This is a genomic window from Neisseria sp. HMSC070A01, assembly GCF_001810165.1.
Taxonomy (GTDB): domain Bacteria; phylum Pseudomonadota; class Gammaproteobacteria; order Burkholderiales; family Neisseriaceae; genus Neisseria.
The window spans coordinates 388,855-405,251 of the sequence record NZ_KV800119.1 but is presented as its reverse complement, the minus strand read 5'-3'; the positions used below and the strand labels follow the sequence as shown (position 1 = coordinate 405,251).

Sequence of the window (16,397 nt, the reverse complement as noted above, 5' to 3'; positions counted from 1 at the left end):
AGCTTGAACCAGTGGGGGCTTCCGTTGGGTAATAAGGTAAGAGGCAAGGGGGATTTGACGATATTGCATTAAAAAACGGTTGTTGGGAAAGGACAATGAGTAGGGGAAATGAAATAGAATCTACAAAATAGGTTTCAGGTTGAGACCTTTATAAAAATAGTCTTTTAACGACATTTAATGCATAAAAATGCGCCATAAATTTTCAATTGACTAAAATCTTCCTCATCTTGAACAAAAGTTGGAAAATCAGAAAATTTTAGTAACTTTATATTATCGTAAGAGTCTTAGGCCGTCTGAAAGATGCTGAAATCAGCTTTCAGACGGCCTTGTCGTAAGATGGGTTTTGATATTGGCGTACTTTTTTAAATACGGATAAAATCCCTGCTAATTATTTATAACAATATTTTTAGGATACACAGTGCTTGCTTTAGATTATTGTCGTCAAAAGGCTGCGGAAAGCCATTCCAGTTTTTTATCCGGTTTTCGTTTTTTATCAGTAGAAAAACGAAATGCGATCACTGTTTTATATGCTTTTTGTCGCGAACTGGATGATGTGGTTGATGGCTGTACCGATCTGAATGTAGCTCAGATTACCTTGAATTGGTGGCGCAGTGATTTGGAGAAAGTGTTTAATAATGAGATGCCTGAGCATCCTGTTCATCAAGCTTTAAAAGATATTCGGGCAAGTTTTGATTTGCCGAAGAATGAATTTGAAGCTTTGATTGATGGGATGCAGATGGATTTGGAGCAGGCTCGTTATGGTAGTTTTGATGAATTAAAGCTGTATTGCCACCGTGTTGCCGGAGTTGTGGGGCGTCTTATTGCACGGATTTTAGGTTTTTCCAATCCGAAAACTTTGGAATATGCGGACAAAATGGGCTTGGCTTTGCAGTTGACGAACATTATTCGCGATGTGGGCGAAGATGCGCGGCAGGGAAGAATTTATCTGCCGATAGAGGAAATGCAGAAGTTTGATGTACCTGCCAATGTAATCATGCAGTGCAAACCGACAGATAATTTTGCAAAATTGATGCAATTTCAAGTGAATAGGGCGCGTGAAACTTATCGTGAAGCGATGTTGCTTTTGCCGGCTGAGGATAAGAAATCGCAAAAAGTCGGCCTGATTATGGCGGCCATTTATTATGCGTTGTTGAATGAAATCGACCGTGATGGTGCGCAAAATGTTTTGACTTACAAAATTGCGATTCCTTCTCCCCGTAAAAAACGGATTGCTTTGAAAACTTGGCTGTTTGGATTTAAACCATGAATACTCAGCGTCCAAAAATTGCTGTGATTGGTGCCGGTTGGGCAGGTTTGTCTGCGGCGGTTTCCCTGATTCAACGAGCTGATATTGCCTTGTTTGAGGCCGGGAGGCAGGCTGGCGGTAGGGCGCGTGCCTTAGCCGGGAAAAATGATGGATTCAGCTTTTTGGATAATGGGCAGCATATCTTGTTGGGCGCGTATCATGGTGTCCAAACTTTGATGCGACATATTGGCGTTCAACCTGAATCAGCCTTTTTACGCCAGCCTTTGCAATGGTACATCCATGAGGGATTGCAGTTTCAGACGGCCTCTCTGCCTGCACCGTGGCATTTGCTTGTCGGTATCCTGCGTGCGAAAAATCTTTCCTTTTCATTGAAAATCAAATTGCTGTCGGATATGTCGGCATTGCAACGTTGGGCAGGCCATCATAAAACTGATTTGACCGTTGCAAAGTGGTTGAGAACACGAAATGTTCCCCGCAGCCTGCTTGGCCAGTTTTGGCAACCTTTGGTATGGGGTGCTTTAAATACGCCGTTAGAACAGGCATCGTTACGCATTTTATGCAATGTATTGAATGATGGCGTGTGGTCTGAAAAGGCGAACAGCGATTATCTTTTGCCTAAGCAGGATTTAGGGCGGATCGTAGCCGAACCGGCTTTAGATTTTCTACACAAACATGGTGCAAAAATAAATCTTGAAACCCGTATTACACATTTAAACCATCATATCGATGGCCGAATTGAAATCAATGGCGAAGTATTTGATGCGGTGATTTTGGCTGTTTCGCCATATCATGTTGACGCGCTTTTGCCTGAAGATACACCTGACTATATTCAGACGGCCTATCAATCGTTGCATTACCATGCGATTACTACGGTTTATTTGCGTTATGCCCAAGCAGTCAAGCTGCCTGCGCCTTTAACCGGGTTTGCCGATGGTACGGCGCAGTGGGTGCTGCATCGGGGGGTGTTGGGTTTGCCGGATAATGAAGTCGCAGTCGCTATCAGCGTTTCCGATTATGTCGAGGCTTGGAAGGACAAAGATTTAGCCGAGAAAATTCATACGGACATTAAGCGGGTTTGTCCGGATTTGGATAAACCCGAAGCTATACGCATTATTACGGAAAAACGCGCGACTACGGCGGCAACGGTTGATTTTGTACAATCTGATTTCTCATGGCTGCACCATCGCCGTATTTATCCGGCCGGCGACTACCTCCATCCTCGCTATCCGGCAACATTGGAAGCGGCGGTTCAGTCAGGTTTTGCCGCGGCTGAAAAGCTTATGCTGGATTTGCGGTTTGAATAAACTGAGGCCGTCTGAATGTTCAGACGGCCTTTTTGACTTTACAAAACTTACCAAGCCGATACAATATCTAAAACCATAAAGTTCAAGGAAAAGTCATGACGACATTAGCGGACAAAACCATCTTGGTTACCGGCGCATCCCAAGGCTTGGGCGAGCAGGTTGCCAAAGCCTATGCGGCGGCCGGAGCGACTGTCATTTTGGTGGCGCGTCATCAAAAGCGTTTGGAAAAAGTATATGATGCCATTGTGGCTGCGGGCAGCCCAGAGCCGTTTGCCATCTGCTTTGATTTGATGAGCGCTGAGGAAAAAGAATTTAAACAGTTTGCGGAAACCATTGATGAAGCTACCGGCGGAAAATTGGATGGCGTGGTGCATTGCGCCAGCTATTTCTATGCTTTGTCGCCGTTGGATTTCCAAACCGTATCGGAATGGGTCAACCAATACCGCATCAATACCGTTGCGCCTATGGGTTTGACCCGTGCGCTGTTCCCATTGTTGAAGCAATCCGAAGACGCTTCTGTGATTTTTGTCGGCGAAAGCCACGGCGAAAAACCGCAAGCCTATTGGGGCGGTTTCGGAGCTTCTAAAGCCGCGCTTAATTATTTGTGTAAAGTGGCTGCGGACGAGTGGGAACGTTTTGACAACCTGCGTGCCAATGTTTTGGTGCCGGGTGCCATCAATTCGCCGCAACGCATCAAATCCCATCCGGGCGAATCGAAAAGCGAACGTAAAAACTACGAAGATGTCCTGCCGCAATTTATTTGGTGGGCAAGCCGAGAGAGCAGGGGGCGGACAGGCGAAATCGTCTATCTGTAAATCTACCTGCTCAGAGTGGTTTGAAAACATGAGGCCGTCTGAAATCTGTATTTTTAGACGGCCTTTAACTTATTGAGTTTTATATCTAAATAATATGGAAGTTTGATGTTTGACGTGTTAGTAGGCAAACATCAGGCTGGCACAAAATTAGATATAGTAATCTAAGTTATAGTTATATTGGATAAATATGACGGAATTTGACTTTATCAGACAATATTTGCAGCGACAAAAATCGGAAGGTCTGATTTTGGGCATAGGGGACGATGCCGCTATTATTCGCCCAAGTAGCGGATTTGATTTATGTTTTAGCGCTGATATGTTGGTTAAGGGTAGACATTTTTTTGAAGATGTTTTGCCCGAAGATTTGGCATGGAAAATGCTTGCAGTAAATTTATCTGATATGGCCGCTATGGGTGCCAAGCCGCGTTGGGTGTTGCTCAGTGCTGCGTTGCCTGAATTGAATCAAGATTGGCTCAAACGCTTTTGCGATAGCTTTTTTGCTTTGGCCGCGCGTTTTGATACAGTGTTGATTGGTGGCGATACCACCAAAGGCGATTTGGTCTTTAATGTAACGATAGTCGGCGAAGTTCCGACAGGGCGTGCCCTGAGGCGTGATGGGGCCGAAGTCGGCGACGATATTTGGGTATCGGGCTGCTTGGGTTTGGCTGCCGCTGCTTTGAACCAATATCTGGGGCATTATCAATTGCCGTCTGAAATCATGGCGGTTTGCGATGATAAATTGCTCCGTCCGGAGCCGCGCGTTTCATTGGGGCTGGCATTGCTGCCGTTTGCCCATGCTGCGCAAGATGTTTCAGACGGCCTGGCTCAAGATGTGGGGCATATTTTAAAAGCCTCTGCTGTCGGGGCGGAAATCTTTGCCGATTGTGTGCCGTCGTTGCCTGAATTGAAAAACGTTTTGTCGCGCGAGCAATGGTTGTCGGCAGTATTGGCCGGCGGCGATGATTACGAACTGATTTTTACTGCTGCTCCAGAAGACAGGGAACGTGTTTGTCAGGCGGCGGAACAAAGTGGCGTACCGGTCGCCCGAATTGGTAAAATGACTGACTCAGGCCGTCTGAATATTTTGGATGCCGAAGGCGGCGTATTGGAACTGACTTCTTTAGGATTTGATCATTTTGGCTGAACGTAAACCTACTTTTTCTTGGCTGTTGCACAAACCATTGTGTTTTTTAGGATTTGGTTTTGGCAGCGGCTTATCGCCGGTTGCGCCGGGTACGGCAGGAACGCTGGCCGCATTACCCTTGGCTTTTGTATTGTGCCTGTTGGGCATAGACGGCTGGATATTGCTTTTATTGTGTATCGCCCTGTTTTTCTGGGGTATCCGCATTTGCGGTTATACCGAGAGGGAACTGGGCATTCAGGATTACGGCGGTATCGTTTGGGATGAAATTGTCGCGATGCTGCTGGTGCTGTCGCTGATTCCGTTTAAATGGAGCTGGTGGCTGGCGGCTTTTGTTATTTTCCGCTTGTTTGATGCGTTAAAACCATGGCCGATCAAATGGTTTGACCGGCGGATTCATGGAGGTTTGGGCATTATGCTTGATGATTTGATTGCGGCTGTGATGACTTTATTGGTCTTGGGGCTGTTTCATTGGATTGCGTGATGTGTTTTAAGTGTTTCGACCCTTTGCAAAAATAGGGCGGGCACGCCGGAATTATCCGGTTTTAAATAAAATAAATATACGGGTGAACAATTATGAACGAAATCGAGATTAACGTGGAGCCGCGTTATATGGCCGGCCAAAGCGACGTCTATCGCGACCGCTACGCCTTCAATTATCTGATTACCATCTGCAACCGCAGCGATGAAATCATTACTTTGCGTCAGCGTTTTTGGGAAATCACCGACGGACACGGTGAAACAGAGCAGGTCGGTCATGCCGGCCTGATTGAGGAGCAGCCTGTTTTGTATCCGGGCGAAGCCTATGAGTACAACAGCGGTTCGCAAATCAGCACGCCTTGGGGCAGTATCGAAGGCGCGTATGAGTTCGAAGACAGCATCGGCAAACGTTTCGTTATCGGGGTGCCGAAGCTTGAATTCAAAGCAGGCTTTACGTTGCAATAGGCCGTCTGAAAAATGAAAAACCGGAGCATGGGAAATGTTCCGGTTTTGTTTTTTCAGACGGCCTTATCAGTCTTTGCAAGGCTGTACCAATACCCACGGCGCTACAACGACCGCCCACATTTCCTGATTATCCGCTAGAAAAGTACGCGCCATATCATCGCTGACGGCACCGAATTTGCCTTGTTCCATCCATTGTTTCAATGGCGCGGCTTCATCTTCGGCAACATGGCGGGCGACGGCAATCAAATCCAAATCGGGCGCAACATAGACGGCGGCACCGCGTGCGAAGTGGGGTTGCAGCTCTTCCCATGAAATGCGGGCGGTTTCGGTATTGAGTTTTTCGTTTAAGAGTGGAATAGACATAGGACAATCATCAAATAAAAAACGGATTGTAACCGATATTCGGCCTTTTGCCCGATGCCGTCTGAAAACGAAAGAAATTTACAGGGTTAACGTTATACAGTATCATTTTAGGGTTTTAATTTCTTTCAGACGGCCTGTTGTCCGTATTCGGGCAAGGGCGGTTTTAGGCTTATGAATTCTGTATTGTTGACCGGATTGCTGCAAAGGCTGCTGATTGCGCTTGTCGCATTGGCGGCGTTGTGGGCTGTATATTTTTGGGCGGTATCGCCATGAGTATCGTGGTGGAAAATCTGACGGTCAGCTATCAGCGCAGGCCGGTGGTGCACCATGTCGATATGGTGTTTGAAGATGGCAAGATGTGGACGATTTTCGGGCCGAACGGCGCGGGCAAATCGACCCTGCTCAAAGCCATTATGGGTTTGCAGAAGACGGATACGGGCAGCGTGCGCTATGAAAATATGGCGCGCAAGGACATTGCCTATCTGCCGCAGCAGTCGGACATTGACCGCAGCCAGCCGATGACGGTGTTTGAACTGGCGGCGATGGGGCTGTGGTATGAAATCGGCTTTTTCGGACGTATGAACGCAGCGCAGAAAAAGCGCGTGATGGCGGCTTTGGAACGCGTGGAAATGCAGGATTTTGCCACGCGCCAAATCGCGCACTTGTCCAATGGCCAGTTTCAACGCGTGTTGTTTGCGCGGATGCTGGTGCAGGATGCCAAATTTTTGCTGCTGGACGAACCGTTTAACGCAGTGGATGCGCGGACGACTTATGCGCTGTTGGAAGTTTTGCGCCAGTGCCATCAGGACGGTCAGGCAGTGATTGCCGTGTTGCATGATTACGAGCAGGTCAGGGCATATTTTGCCAACACGCTGCTTTTGGCGCGTGAAAAAGTGGCTGCCGGTGCGACGGAAAATGTGTTGACCGATGAATTTTTGGCACAGGCCAACCGAATGATGCAGAAGCAGGAAGCGGCCGATTGGTGCGCGGTTTAATGGACAAGGCCGTCTGAAAGTGAGTATTTTTCAGACGGCCTCAGGCTTTCAGAGATTAATAAAAAAGCGATAAAACATGGATTTATATGATTTGGTCGTCGCGCCGTTCGTCGAATTCGACTTTATGCGCTATGCCCTGGCGTCGATTTTCTGCCTAGCATTGAGCGCGGCGCCTGTCGGTGTGTTTTTGGTGATGCGCCGCATGAGTTTGGTGGGCGATGCCCTGAGCCATGCGGTTTTGCCCGGTGCGGCCATTGGCTATATGTTTGCCGGCTTGAGTTTGCCTGCGATGAGTGTCGGCGGTTTTGCGGCCGGTTTGCTGATGGCTTTGTTGGCCGGTTTGGTCAGCCGGTTTACTTCATTGAAAGAAGATGCGAACTTTGCCGCATTTTATTTGAGCAGCCTCGCCATCGGCGTGGTTTTGGTCAGCAAAAACGGCAGCAGCGTCGATTTGCTGCATTTGCTGTTTGGCTCGGTGTTGGCGGTGGATATTCCGGCTTTGCAGCTGATTGCCGTTTCTGCGAGCGTCACTATTTTGCTGATGGCGGTCATGTTCCGCCCGCTGGTGTTGGAAAGCATAGACCCTTTGTTCCTCAAGGCTGTCGGTGGTAAGGGCGGCTTTTGGCATGTGCTGTTTTTGGTACTGGTCGTGATGAATCTGGTTGCCGGTTTCCAGGCATTGGGTACGCTGATGTCGGTCGGTTTGATGATGTTGCCGGCGATTACCGCCAGACTGTGGGCGAAAAGCATGGGTTGGCTGATGATTTTGTCTGTAGCATTGGCTTTGCTTTGCGGCTTGGCAGGACTGTTGTTTTCCTACCATATCGAAATCCCGTCCGGCCCGGCGATTATTTTATGCTGCGGCACGCTTTACCTGATTTCCGTCGTGTTCGGTTGGGAAGGCGGCATTTTGGCAAAATGGCTGCGCCGCAAGAAACACCGTACGGCATGATTTTTCAGACGGCCGCTTGAATAATCAGGCGGTCTGTTTTATGATGATGTTAATGTTACGTTATATCAATGGAGAGAATATGAAACATTGGAAACTCGGCATCGTTGCCGCATTATTGACCGGTGCCGCTTATGCCGCTCCGTTGCCTGTTGTCACCAGCTTCAGCATTTTGGGCGACGTGGCCAAACAGATTGGCGGCGACCGCGTGGCCGTTCAAAGCTTGGTGGGCGCCAACCAAGACAGCCATGCCTACCACATGACCAGCGGCGACATCAAAAAAATCCGCAGCGCAAAATTGGTATTGCTCAACGGCTTGGGCTTGGAAGCCGCCGATGTGCAACGCGCAGTCAAACAGAGCAAAGTGCCTTTCGTCGAAGCGACCAAAGGCATTCAGGCCTTGAAAGCAGAAGAGGGCGGTCATCATCATGACCACGATCACGAAGGCCATCATCACGATCATGGCGAGTTTGACCCGCACGTTTGGACCGACCCCGTCCTGATGGGTACTTATGCGCAAAACGTTGCCAATGCTTTGATTCAAGCCGACCCTGAAGGCAAAACCTACTATCAGCAACGTTTGGGCAACTACCAAATGCAGCTGAAAAAACTGCACAGCGATGTGCAGGCTGCCTTTAATGCCGTACCTGCCGCTAAGCGTAAAGTCTTGACCGGACACGATGCCTTCTCTTACATGGGCAAACGCTACAATATTGAATTTATCGCCCCTCAAGGCGTGAGCAGCGAAGCCGAGCCGTCTGCCAAACAAGTGGCTTCCATCATTCGTCAAATCAAACGCGAGGGCATTAAAGCCGTCTTTACTGAAAACATCAAAGACACGCGCATGATTGACCGTATCGCCAAAGAAACCGGCGTCAACGTCAGCGGACGTTTGTATTCCGATGCACTGGGTGGCGCACCGGCCAACAGCTACATCGGCATGTACCGCTACAATGTCAAAGTTTTGACCGATGCCATGAAAAAATAAAGCGGTTTAAAGATAAATGCCGTCTGAAACTTGGAAATAAGGTTTCAGACGGCTTTTTATATGCTTATTTTTGAAACAAATCGTCAAATTTAAAATATAAAAATTAGTTTTGTGCTATTAAAAACTTAATTATCAAAAATTCATGCCAATTTGCTTGATAAGTACGCACCATCCGTGCGAATTGCTTATCGGCGGTCTGCCGGCCACTCACGGCTTGACTTCACCCTGTTACAATTCGGCATCTTCACGTTTCTTAATCTTACATCATGAGCAATCATTCGTCTTGGTCATCCAAAATCGGCTTTGTGCTTGCTGCGGCAGGCTCGGCCATCGGTTTGGGTGCAATTTGGAAATTCCCTTATACAGCCGGTACCAACGGCGGCGCCGTATTCTTTCTTTTGTTTTTGATTTTCACCATTTTGGTGGCTTTGCCGGTTCAACTGGCCGAGTTTTACATCGGCCGTACAGGCGGTAAAAACGCCATTGATTCCTTTAAAGTATTGCGCCCGGGTTCGCAGTGGCCGTGGGTCGGCCGCATGGGCGTGGCCGCGTGTTTTATTTTGCTGTCGTTTTACAGCGTGGTCGGCGGCTGGGTATTGAACTACGTCGTGCACAGCTTTACCGGTGAAATTCATGCCGGCGCAGACTTTGAAGCCTTGTTCGGCAACACGATTTCTTCACCGTTTGGTTCGCTGTTTTACCAAGGCTTGTTCATGCTGATTACCATTTGGGTGGTTAAAGGCGGCATTTCAGACGGCATTGAAAAGGCAAACCGCGTGTTGATGCCGGGTTTGTTTATCCTCTTTATCGCACTGGCCGTTCGTTCGCTGACCTTGCCCGGCGCAATGGAGGGCGTGGCATTCTTGTTGAAACCGGATTGGTCGTATTTGAAACCGGGCACGATGCTGACTGCTTTGGGTCAGGCATTTTTTGCCTTGAGTATCGGCGTGTCTGCGATGATTACCTATGCTTCGTATTTGGGTAAGGATCAGGATATGTTCCGCTCCGGCCATACGATTATGTGGATGAACCTGTTTGTATCATTGCTGGCCGGTTTGGTGATTTTCCCTGCGGTATTTGCTTTCGGTTTTGAACCCGGCCAAGGCCCCGGCCTGATTTTTGTCGTGTTGCCTGCAGTTTTCATGAAAATGCCGATGGGGACTTATTTATTCGCCGTATTCATGCTGTTGGTTGTTTTTGCAACGCTGACTTCCGCGTTCTCTATGCTGGAAACCGTGATTGCGGCAACCATCCGCCAAGACGAGAAAAAGCGCAGCAGCCACACTTGGATAATCGGTATTGCGATTTTCATAGTCGGTATTCCTTCGGCGCTGTCTTTCGGCGTATGGAGCGAGTTTAAAATTTTCGGCAAAACCATTTTTGACTTGTGGGATTTCATCATTTCCGCCGTCATCATGCCGATTGGCGCATTGAGCGTTGCCGTGTTTACGTCATGGGTTCAGGACAAACAGTCCGTCCTGCGTGATGCGGGCATGGGCAGTACCGTGCCGAAACAGTTGCTTTACCTGTGGCTGGGTGCGCTTCGCTATCTTGCGCCGATTGCGATTGTTGTGGTGTTCATCAACTCTTTGGGTTTGATTTAAACCGATAGTGAGCAAACAGTCCGGCGAAGCAATGCAACTTCGGGCTGTTTGTTTAAAACATCATGAAAAATATTAAGGCCGTCTGAAAAATGTTCAGACGGCCTTTTTATAGATGCGCGATGCTGGGTTAGAACTTCGCTTGCAGTCTCAGCCATGCAGTGCGGCCGGGTTCGTTCACACGCATGGTTTGGGTACCGGCAGAAGGGTCGCCGCCGCGGCTGACGAATTCGGCATAGGTTTTGTTGAACACGTTGTCCACGCCGCCTTGCAATGTGGCGTATTTGCTGAATTTCCAACCGGCATTGAGCGAGAGTACGCCGAAGCCTGAAGAGGCGCCGATGTCTTGGCCGACGATATTGCCTTGGCCTTTGCTGTAACGGTTTTGCTTGGCCACGATGCGCCACAATGCGCCTGCGCTGAATTTACCGTTGTCAAAGGCAAGGGTGTTGTTCCACTCGAGCGGCGGCGTTTGTGCCAAAGGTTTGCCGTCGGTACGGTTTTTGCCGTGGGTGTAGGCGAGGCTGGTGCCGACTTCCCAGTTAGGCGCAAATGTCCATTTGACTTCGGCTTCGCCGCCAAAGCGTGAAGCGTTGATGTTGCGCACGTTGAAATTCATGCCTTGGCGTTCCATCATGATGAAGTCTTTGATGTCGCTGCCGAATACGGATACGGATGCGTGGAGGTTAGGACGTTTCCAGATTACACCAGCATCGATTTGGCGGTTTTGCTCTGCGCGGATGGCTTTGTTTTCAGAGCGCAGGCGTTCCCAGTAGTCAGGCGCACGTTCGGCAATACCGAAGCCGGCATAGTATTTCAGGCCGTTGTCCGTATTTCTTTCCCAACGCAGGAAGCCTGAGTTCAAATTGAATTTTTGATGTTTCAAAACGGGGTCGGTTACGCGCGCGGTATCGTAATGCGCTTTGACTTGATCATGGCGCAAACCTGCTACCCAGCGTTGATTGTCGGTTTGCTGCCAAGAGGCTTCGGTGAAGATACCCCATTGTTTGAAACTTTGGTTGGGCATGTAAGGCTTGTGGCTGTAACCGTCGCCACCACGCTCATGACGCGCGACGTGGACGTCATCCAAATAATCCAAACCGGTTTGCAGGTTGAGCTTGTCCCAGTCGAAAGTGGCTTTCAGACGGCCTGTATCGGTATTGCGTTTAGGGTTGTTGGCATTTTTAATCTGCTTGCCGGCAGGATTGTAGATGGTACGCAGGCTGTATGTGTCCATCACGTGGTCGATTTCGCTTTTACCGTAGCGCAGTTCCAACTCGCTGAACCATGGGGTAAGGTTGCGTTGGGTAAAACGGATATTCCACGCATCACGGTCGAATTTGCTGCCGTCCATCATGCGGTCGGCGTAGGCAACCTTGGCCCTGCTGCGCTCGTATGTGCCGGCAATGGTGGTGTTTTCGGTCGGGGTGATGCCCAGTTGCACCATTTGGCTGTCGCGTTTGAAGTTGGAGTGAATGCGGTTGCCGTCGCCGTCTTTGTAATCGTCGGCTTCGTTATGGGAAATATTGGTACGGACGTAGCCGTATTTGCCGCCGAACTCGGCTTCCAACGAGCCGTCGCGGCGGTCGTTGCTGCCTGCTGTCAGGGTGGCGTTGATGTTGTAAGGTTTTTCAGTGAAATCAGGGTCTTTGCGGATAAATTGCACCGAGCCGCTGACCAAGCCCATGCCTTGGGTAACGGTTTGCGGGCCTTTGGTGACGACGACTTTATCAAACGAATTGGGGTGGATATAGGCAGTCGGCGGGTCCATGCGCATACCGCAACCACCATAAATAAACTGGTCGTCGGCATTGACGGAGAGGCGCGAGCCGCCCAAACCACGGAACAGCGGATCGCCCGAGCTGCCGCCTTTGCGGATGATGCTCATGTTGGGCACGGATTGTAAAAGGTCTGCCCCGTCTCCGGCAGGGAGGGGTTGCAAAGCAGCTTTGGGGTTGAAAGTAACGCGATTGGCTTTTTGTTGTTGTGTGCCGGTGACGGTGACAGGGGAAAGGGTAACTGTTTCTTCAGGTGTAGGGTTAGTCTCTGCCCATGCTTGGGATACGGCTAAGGCAATGGGTAAGATAAGTAATGGTGGGTATTTCATATTGTTTCTCTCTATTATTAGGAATTATGTTAACTAATACCTAAGTATTATACATAAAGTCTAGTAAAATAGAAGCAGTGGGATTTTAATCTAAATCAATATTTTTAGGTTTTGGGCGTATAGGTTGTTTATTAAGATTGGTCATACCAAAATATTGATTTGAAGGCATTGGTGAGGTTAGTCAATAAAAATGAATGTGTTTGAATTAAACTGCTTGCGATGGGGAGAATGGCATTTCTTGACGAAAAAATAGGGGATTGATTAGAATGGGCGGACAATTGGTCAATCCAATTTATGGCCGTCTGAATAAAACTGTCCTTCAATCATCAGGAATACAACATGACGAAATTGGTTCGTCCGCAAAAAATCAGCGATCAGGTTTTAGCCGTTTTGGAAGAACGTATCGCGACCGGCATTTATGAAGAAGGCAGTAAATTGCCTCCCGAACGTACGCTTGCGGAAGAATTCGGCGTGTCGCGTCCGTCGGTCAGGGTGGCGTTGAATATTTTAATTGCCAAGCAGGTTTTGGAAGCGCGGCAAGGCGATGGCTATTATGTTTCCGTCAAGCCGCAGCAGGATTTTTTGCAAAGCTGGCAGGATTTGCTCGGCAAACATACCAATTGGGAAACAGACGTATTCGATTTCAGCTGTCACGTTGAAGGCTGTATGGCGGCGCTGGCCGCTGAAAGACGGACTGATGCCGACTTGAAACGCATTGATTTTTGGCGGCAGAAATTTGAAGCGGCCTGCGAAAGCGGAAATTTGGAGCATCAAGCAGAGGCGGATGTCAGCTTTCATCAAACCATTGCCGATGCCGCACACAATATCCTGTTCAGCCACCTTTCCAGCAGCCTACTCAAAATGCTTTATCAGCAAACACGCAGTGGCATTATCTATATCCATCAAACCGAAGACCCGCGCCCGACGCTGATTGCCCAGCACCGCACTATTTTTGAAGCCATTGCCCAGGCCAAACCGGCCGAGGCGGCGGAAGCGGCCAAGCTGCATTTGAATTATGTCGCCCGCCGCATTTTGCAGGACAGGGAATATCAAAGCCGCAGCGAGCATGCGGATGTATTGGCGCAAAACGATTTGAAACGGGTAGATTGGTAGCCTTTAAAAATAATCAGGCCGTCTGAATTTTTTCAGACGGCCTGATTTTGCAAATAAGGTCTTTTAGTGCCACAATCTTCCCCATTCTGTCTAAAAACAAAGGAAGCACCATGTACCGTCATGTCGAGTATTATCCGGGTGACCCGATTTTGAGTTTGGTTGAAACCTTTAAACGCGACGAGCGTCCTGAAAAAGTCAATTTGAGCATCGGCATTTATTTTGATGACGAAGGCAAAATGCCGGTTTTAGAATCTGTCCGCCGGGCAGAAGCAGAGCGTGCGGCCGTACCGCGCCCATCGCCTTATCTGCCGATGGAAGGTTTGGACACTTATCGAAGTGCTGTTCAGCGTTTGCTGTTTGGGCAGGATAATCAGGCGCTGGCAGAAGGGCGCGTTGCAACCATACAGACTTTGGGCGGCTCAGGGGCGTTGAAAGTCGGTGCCGACTTTTTGCACCGTTGGTTCCCTGAAGCGAAAGCCTATGTCAGCGACCCGACTTGGGACAACCATAAAGGTATTTTTGAAGGCGCCGGTTTTGAAGTGGGGACGTATCCTTATTACAACCCTGAAACCGTCGGCGTAAAATTTGAAGAAATGACTGCGTTTTTCAAAACCTTGCCGGAAAACAGCGTCTTGATTTTGCACCCATGCTGTCAAAACCCAACCGGCGTCGATATGTCGCAAGCGCAATGGGATGAAGTGTTGGATATTATCAAAACGCACAAGCTGATTCCGTTTATGGATATTGCCTATCAAGGTTTCGGCGAGGATTTGGACAGCGATGCCTATGCAATCCGTAAAGCCGTTGAAATGGGCCTGCCTTTGTTTGTCAGCAATTCTTTTTCGAAAAACCTGTCACTGTACGGCGAGCGCGTCGGCGGTTTGAGCGCAGTGTGTCCCAATAAGGAAGAAGCAGAGCTGGTGTTCGGACAGTTGAAATTTACCGTCCGCCGCATTTATTCCAGCCCTGCCGCGCATGGCGCATATATCGCTTCCGATGTGATGAACAGCGATGATTTGCGCGCTTTGTGGGAAAACGAGGTTTACGCCATGCGCGACCGCATCCGTGCCATGCGTCAGAAACTTTATGATGTTTTGACGGCCAAAATCCCCAATCGCGATTTCCGCTATTTTATCAAACAGCGCGGCATGTTCAGCTATACAGGCCTGACCGTAGAGCAGGTATACTGCCTGCGTGACGAGTTTGCCGTTTATCTGCTGGATTCGGGCAGGATGTGTGTGGCAGGGTTGAATGCATCGAATATCGATTATGTGGCCGAAGCATTTGCCAAAGTGTTGCAATAGCCGTTTAATCTGAAATTGAATGTAGTTTTATTTGAAGTAAATCAAAAGGCCGTCTGAAAAATTTTCATCTTTCAGACGGCCTCTTTATAATTGGCGCACCCAACAGGGATCGAACCTGTGACCTCCAGCTTCGGAAACTGACACTCTTCCAACTGAGCTATGGGTGCGAGAGCCGTAAGGTTAACGCATATTGGCGCCGTTGGCAAAGTTTATCTTGAAAGTGTCAGAAAGTGGCATTGGCGGTCACGCTTTTGCATGGGTGGAATATTCAAATAACTACAAAGGTTTACAAGAATCAGACGGCCTTTTTGAGGATTTTTGCGTATCTTTTTCTCAAGATGGATTGGAAAGCCTTTGCGAATTCAGTATAATCCAGCAAAATATTGTTAACTGCGTTTAACACATAAACTATAACTTACAGCACAACCTAACCTAACGGCGAGGCCTACCAAATGAAACAACTCCGCGACTCCAAAGCCCAAGGCTCTGCATTGTTTACCCTTGTGAGCGGTATCGTTATTGCCATTGCAGTCATTTACTTCCTCATCAAATTGGCGGGCAGCGGCTCGTATGCAGACGTTGCCCAATCTTCCGAAACTGCTACCCAAACCCGCATCCAACCCGTAGGACAGCTTACCTTGGGAGACGGCATTCCGGTAGGCGAACGCAAAGGCGATCAGATTTTCAACAAAATCTGTATCCAGTGTCACGGCGCAGACAAATCCGTCCCCAACGCGCCGAAAATCGAAAATAACGGCGAATGGGCTCCCCGTATCGCACAAGGCTTCGATACCCTTTTCCAACACGCTCTGAACGGCTTTAACGCCATGCCTGCAAAAGGCGGCGCAGCCGATTTGACCGACCAAGAACTCAAACGCGTCATCACTTACATGGCGAACAAGAGCGGCGGTACCTTCCCTGATCCGGATGCCGCAGCTCCTGCCGATGCAGCCGCTTCCGGCGAAGCCGCTTCCGGCGAAGCCGCTTCAGCTCCGGCGGCTGAAGGTGCAGCTCCTGCAGAAGCCCCTAAAGCAGATGCGGCCAAAGCAGATGACAAAGGTGCAGCGGCTCCGGCAGCCGGCGGTGCAGACGGTAAAAAAGTTTACGAAGCCAACTGCCAAGCATGTCATGGCGGTGCAGTTCCAGGTGTTCCTCATGTAGGTAAAAAAGAAGACTGGGCTCCTCGTATCAAACAAGGTAAAGACACCCTGCACAAACACGCACTCGAAGGCTTTAACGCAATGCCTGCCAAAGGCGGTAACGGTAGCCTGAGCGATGATGAAGTGAAAGCTGCAGTTGATTACATGGCTAATCAGTCTGGTGCTAAATTCTAAGATTTGATTTTGAATCTCGAATAGAAAGCGCATTCTGCAAAAGGATGCGCTTTTTTCGTGCAGGAAATCCGGATCTTGCTATAATACTGAAGTAGTAAATTATTCTCATGATCAAGGGTCGTCTGAAAGATTCAGACAGCCTTCGAATACAATCAAGATTCTTTTAAAGAA

At 48.9% G+C, this 16,397-nt stretch carries 15 protein-coding genes and 1 tRNA gene; 13 read left to right on the top strand and 3 right to left on the bottom strand.

Translation table 11 applies throughout. The features are described 5' to 3' along the window. Window positions 1-418: 418 nt before the first annotated feature. The 6 genes from hpnD to apaG all read left to right on the top strand — a co-directional run bounded on the left by hpnD (window position 419) and on the right by apaG (window position 5,472). Window positions 419-1,267, top strand: a complete 849-nt coding sequence (hpnD, locus tag HMPREF2711_RS03100; protein WP_003747587.1) for a presqualene diphosphate synthase HpnD — start codon at window positions 419-421, stop codon at window positions 1,265-1,267. After that, the gene (hpnE, locus tag HMPREF2711_RS03095) at window positions 1,264-2,571 is read left to right on the top strand and encodes a hydroxysqualene dehydroxylase HpnE (RefSeq protein WP_003747585.1); all 1,308 of its coding nucleotides are present in this window, start codon (window positions 1,264-1,266) and stop codon (window positions 2,569-2,571) included. The genes hpnD and hpnE overlap by 4 nt, the downstream gene beginning before the upstream one ends. A gap of 95 nt (window positions 2,572-2,666) precedes the next feature. Continuing rightward, the gene (locus tag HMPREF2711_RS03090) at window positions 2,667-3,386 is read left to right on the top strand and encodes an SDR family oxidoreductase (RefSeq protein WP_003747583.1); all 720 of its coding nucleotides are present in this window, start codon (window positions 2,667-2,669) and stop codon (window positions 3,384-3,386) included. A gap of 187 nt (window positions 3,387-3,573) precedes the next feature. Beyond that, window positions 3,574-4,530: a thiamine-phosphate kinase gene (gene thiL / locus HMPREF2711_RS03085; protein ID WP_003747582.1), complete on the top strand. Its 957-nt coding sequence runs from the start codon at window positions 3,574-3,576 to the stop codon at window positions 4,528-4,530. Further along, window positions 4,523-5,011 (top strand): phosphatidylglycerophosphatase A family protein, encoded by a 489-nt coding sequence (locus HMPREF2711_RS03080; protein WP_003747579.1) that lies wholly within the window; start codon window positions 4,523-4,525, stop codon window positions 5,009-5,011. The genes thiL and HMPREF2711_RS03080 overlap by 8 nt, the downstream gene beginning before the upstream one ends. A 92-nt stretch (window positions 5,012-5,103) precedes the next feature. Further along, the gene (gene apaG, locus HMPREF2711_RS03075) at window positions 5,104-5,472 is read left to right on the top strand and encodes a Co2+/Mg2+ efflux protein ApaG (protein WP_003682575.1); all 369 of its coding nucleotides are present in this window, start codon (window positions 5,104-5,106) and stop codon (window positions 5,470-5,472) included. A 66-nt stretch (window positions 5,473-5,538) separates the two neighbouring features. On the opposite strand, the gene HMPREF2711_RS03070 is transcribed toward apaG, so the two are convergent. Continuing rightward, window positions 5,539-5,835, bottom strand: coding sequence for a DUF2288 domain-containing protein (locus tag HMPREF2711_RS03070; RefSeq protein ID WP_003747577.1), 297 nt, complete (start codon window positions 5,833-5,835; stop codon window positions 5,539-5,541). A 269-nt stretch (window positions 5,836-6,104) separates the two neighbouring features. Between HMPREF2711_RS03070 and HMPREF2711_RS03065 the strand changes: the two genes are divergently transcribed. The 4 genes from HMPREF2711_RS03065 (at window position 6,105) to HMPREF2711_RS03050 (ending at window position 10,371) form a co-directional block, all read left to right on the top strand. Further along, the gene (locus HMPREF2711_RS03065) at window positions 6,105-6,830 is read left to right on the top strand and encodes a metal ABC transporter ATP-binding protein (RefSeq protein ID WP_172884834.1); all 726 of its coding nucleotides are present in this window, start codon (window positions 6,105-6,107) and stop codon (window positions 6,828-6,830) included. Between the two features lie 76 nt (window positions 6,831-6,906). Continuing rightward, entirely contained in the window at window positions 6,907-7,782 is an 876-nt protein-coding gene (locus tag HMPREF2711_RS03060) for a metal ABC transporter permease (RefSeq protein WP_003747573.1), read from the top strand. 79 nt (window positions 7,783-7,861) lie between these two features. Further along, window positions 7,862-8,767, top strand: coding sequence for a metal ABC transporter solute-binding protein, Zn/Mn family (locus tag HMPREF2711_RS03055; RefSeq protein WP_141745645.1), 906 nt, complete (start codon window positions 7,862-7,864; stop codon window positions 8,765-8,767). 266 nt (window positions 8,768-9,033) lie between these two features. Then, complete coding sequence (locus tag HMPREF2711_RS03050; protein ID WP_003747569.1) at window positions 9,034-10,371, top strand: sodium-dependent transporter; 1,338 nt, start codon at window positions 9,034-9,036, stop codon at window positions 10,369-10,371. Window positions 10,372-10,498: 127 nt separating this feature from the next. On the opposite strand, the gene HMPREF2711_RS03045 is transcribed toward HMPREF2711_RS03050, so the two are convergent. Then, complete coding sequence (locus HMPREF2711_RS03045) at window positions 10,499-12,475, bottom strand: TonB-dependent copper receptor (RefSeq protein ID WP_003747567.1); 1,977 nt, start codon at window positions 12,473-12,475, stop codon at window positions 10,499-10,501. 339 nt (window positions 12,476-12,814) lie between these two features. On the opposite strand from HMPREF2711_RS03045, the gene HMPREF2711_RS03040 reads away from it, so the two are divergent. Both HMPREF2711_RS03040 and HMPREF2711_RS03035 read left to right on the top strand, forming a co-directional pair. Next, window positions 12,815-13,588, top strand: coding sequence for a FadR/GntR family transcriptional regulator (locus HMPREF2711_RS03040; RefSeq protein ID WP_003747565.1), 774 nt, complete (start codon window positions 12,815-12,817; stop codon window positions 13,586-13,588). 110 nt (window positions 13,589-13,698) lie between these two features. Next, on the top strand, window positions 13,699-14,892 hold the full coding sequence (locus HMPREF2711_RS03035; protein ID WP_003747563.1) for an amino acid aminotransferase: 1,194 nt from the start codon (window positions 13,699-13,701) through the stop codon (window positions 14,890-14,892). 91 nt (window positions 14,893-14,983) lie between these two features. Here HMPREF2711_RS03035 and HMPREF2711_RS03030 read toward each other — a convergent pair. Continuing rightward, window positions 14,984-15,059, bottom strand: a tRNA-Arg gene (locus tag HMPREF2711_RS03030). Between the two features lie 285 nt (window positions 15,060-15,344). On the opposite strand from HMPREF2711_RS03030, the gene HMPREF2711_RS03020 reads away from it, so the two are divergent. Next, window positions 15,345-16,226 carry a c-type cytochrome gene (locus HMPREF2711_RS03020; RefSeq protein ID WP_070615445.1) on the top strand — a complete coding sequence of 294 codons (882 nt, stop codon included), beginning with the start codon at window positions 15,345-15,347 and terminating at the stop codon, window positions 16,224-16,226. Window positions 16,227-16,397: the final 171 nt, after the last annotated feature.

What these genes read in the sequence shown, in the direction of transcription:
- HMPREF2711_RS03040 (WP_003747565.1), top strand. Translation starts at nt 12,815, where the DNA reads ATGACGAAATTGGTTCGTCCGCAAAAAATCAGCGATCAGGTTTTAGCC.
- HMPREF2711_RS03065 (WP_172884834.1), top strand. Translation starts at nt 6,105, where the DNA reads ATGAGTATCGTGGTGGAAAATCTGACGGTCAGCTATCAGCGCAGGCCG.
- HMPREF2711_RS03035 (WP_003747563.1), top strand. Translation starts at nt 13,699, where the DNA reads ATGTACCGTCATGTCGAGTATTATCCGGGTGACCCGATTTTGAGTTTG.
- HMPREF2711_RS03020 (WP_070615445.1), top strand. Translation starts at nt 15,345, where the DNA reads ATGAAACAACTCCGCGACTCCAAAGCCCAAGGCTCTGCATTGTTTACC.
- HMPREF2711_RS03090 (WP_003747583.1), top strand. Translation starts at nt 2,667, where the DNA reads ATGACGACATTAGCGGACAAAACCATCTTGGTTACCGGCGCATCCCAA.
- HMPREF2711_RS03060 (WP_003747573.1), top strand. Translation starts at nt 6,907, where the DNA reads ATGGATTTATATGATTTGGTCGTCGCGCCGTTCGTCGAATTCGACTTT.
- HMPREF2711_RS03050 (WP_003747569.1), top strand. Translation starts at nt 9,034, where the DNA reads ATGAGCAATCATTCGTCTTGGTCATCCAAAATCGGCTTTGTGCTTGCT.
- hpnE (WP_003747585.1), top strand. Translation starts at nt 1,264, where the DNA reads ATGAATACTCAGCGTCCAAAAATTGCTGTGATTGGTGCCGGTTGGGCA.
- HMPREF2711_RS03070 (WP_003747577.1), bottom strand. Translation starts at nt 5,835, where the DNA reads ATGTCTATTCCACTCTTAAACGAAAAACTCAATACCGAAACCGCCCGC.
- thiL (WP_003747582.1), top strand. Translation starts at nt 3,574, where the DNA reads ATGACGGAATTTGACTTTATCAGACAATATTTGCAGCGACAAAAATCG.
- HMPREF2711_RS03055 (WP_141745645.1), top strand. Translation starts at nt 7,862, where the DNA reads ATGAAACATTGGAAACTCGGCATCGTTGCCGCATTATTGACCGGTGCC.
- HMPREF2711_RS03045 (WP_003747567.1), bottom strand. Translation starts at nt 12,475, where the DNA reads ATGAAATACCCACCATTACTTATCTTACCCATTGCCTTAGCCGTATCC.
- apaG (WP_003682575.1), top strand. Translation starts at nt 5,104, where the DNA reads ATGAACGAAATCGAGATTAACGTGGAGCCGCGTTATATGGCCGGCCAA.